Source organism: Paracoccus limosus, from assembly GCF_009711185.1.
GTDB classification, from domain to species: Bacteria; Pseudomonadota; Alphaproteobacteria; order Rhodobacterales; family Rhodobacteraceae; genus Paracoccus; species Paracoccus limosus.
Window position 1 is genome coordinate 1 of the sequence record NZ_WMIF01000068.1, and the last position, 1,523, is coordinate 1,523.

The window sequence follows — 1,523 nt, forward strand, 5'->3', positions numbered from 1 at the left end:
CAGCGGTGAAGGCCTGAAAAGGCCGTCAAACCACGTCCCGTCGAAATCTGTCGCTGGCCGCCTTATCTGGTCCGAGCAACGCGTCAGATATCATCCGCAGTGAGTTTTCACACAGCCTAGGCCCATTGCGGACATCAGGTCAGCTTGCATCCCTATCCTTCAGCCAAAGCCCGAATTCCTGAACGACTGCTACAACTTTACCCAGACGGCGCCCTTCTTCGGTCAGCGCATACTCCACCTTTACGGGAACTGTGGGGAAAACGGTTCTGGCGACCAAGCGGGCGTCCTCCAATGCACGGAGGTCGAGGCTCAGCATCCTTTGAGAAATGCCAGGTATGAGCCTCCTGAGTTCGTTGAACCGTTTTGGACCATCGATGAGATAGGATGCGATTAGCAAACGCCATCTTCCGCCCAGCAGATGCATTGCGAGCTCAACGGAACAACCGGTGACGGTATCTTTCAAATTCGCACCTCGCGAAGCCAGGTATAATTTATGTACCTAGATGACATTATTTTGCGTTCTTACATTTTTATACCGTCACAAGTAAGTGGGTTTCGGTCCTCGTGCAACATGTCTCGAGGTGCTGAAATCCAAGGAGACGATTGATGAAGCTCTACTACATGCCCGCCGCTTGCTCGCTCTCACCACACATCGTTGCCAATGAACTGAAGTTGGATATCGAGTTTGTCAGGGTGAACTTCAAAGATCATAAGACTGAAGGGGGTCAGGATTATTACGACATCAATCCCAATGGCTACATTCCGGCCTTGGACCTGGGGAACGGCACGATGCTTTTCGAGGGGCCAGCCATCGTCCAGTACATGGCCGATCTGAAGCCTCAATCCGGCCTTGCTCCGGCCAACGGCACTTTCGAGCGTTACAAGCTGCAGGAGATGCTGAGTTTTCTATCAACCGAAATCCACAAGGGCTTCATTCCACTTCTTTATGCGAAACAAGCGGGCGCCTATCTCGAAACTGCAACGCCGAAGCTGGAAAAACGTTACGCATGGATCGCCAATTTGCTGGCATCGCGGCGTTTTTTGATGGGCGAAAATTTCACGGTCGCCGATGCCTATCTGTTCGCTCTCACTAGCTGGGGGCAGGCATCATGGCTGAAGTCATACTATGATGCAGATATCCACTTCGACGACCTTCTTTATCTCAGAGATTGGTATCAATGCGTAAAGGAACGGAGCGCGGTGAAGCAGTCGATACTTGAAGAAGGCTTATCGCTGAGTTGAGTCCATCATTTTTCCAGCACGCTCCATGACCGCTCATGGCGCGTAGCGGACATTGAGCCTTGACCATGCTGCCAGTGCAGCAAACGACTACTTCCGTCACGCAAAGCAGACACTCTGTGCCGGCACAACAGCTTGGACTTCGTGGGCAGTTGAGAGGTAAGCGCGACGCTGATCCCCTCCTGCCGCTGGTGATCTGAACGGGCCAATCTCCGTGCGCATGAACGTCGGAGGTGTTGGCTTGGAACGAGACGGCAAAATGGGCGGCCATTTGGACGGCTTCT

General features: G+C 52.9%; 2 protein-coding genes. One reads left to right on the top strand and one right to left on the bottom strand.

Annotation, left to right across the window (positions count from 1 at the left end; genetic code table 11):
- Positions 1-139: 139 nt before the first annotated feature.
- The gene (locus tag GL279_RS19050; RefSeq protein ID WP_170294027.1) at positions 140-463 is read right to left on the bottom strand and encodes a winged helix-turn-helix transcriptional regulator; all 324 of its coding nucleotides are present in this window, start codon (positions 461-463) and stop codon (positions 140-142) included.
- 143 nt (positions 464-606) lie between these two features.
- On the opposite strand from GL279_RS19050, the gene GL279_RS19055 reads away from it, so the two are divergent.
- Positions 607-1,242: a glutathione binding-like protein gene (locus tag GL279_RS19055; RefSeq protein WP_155066170.1), complete on the top strand. Its 636-nt coding sequence runs from the start codon at positions 607-609 to the stop codon at positions 1,240-1,242.
- The last annotated feature ends 281 nt before the right edge of the window (positions 1,243-1,523 follow it).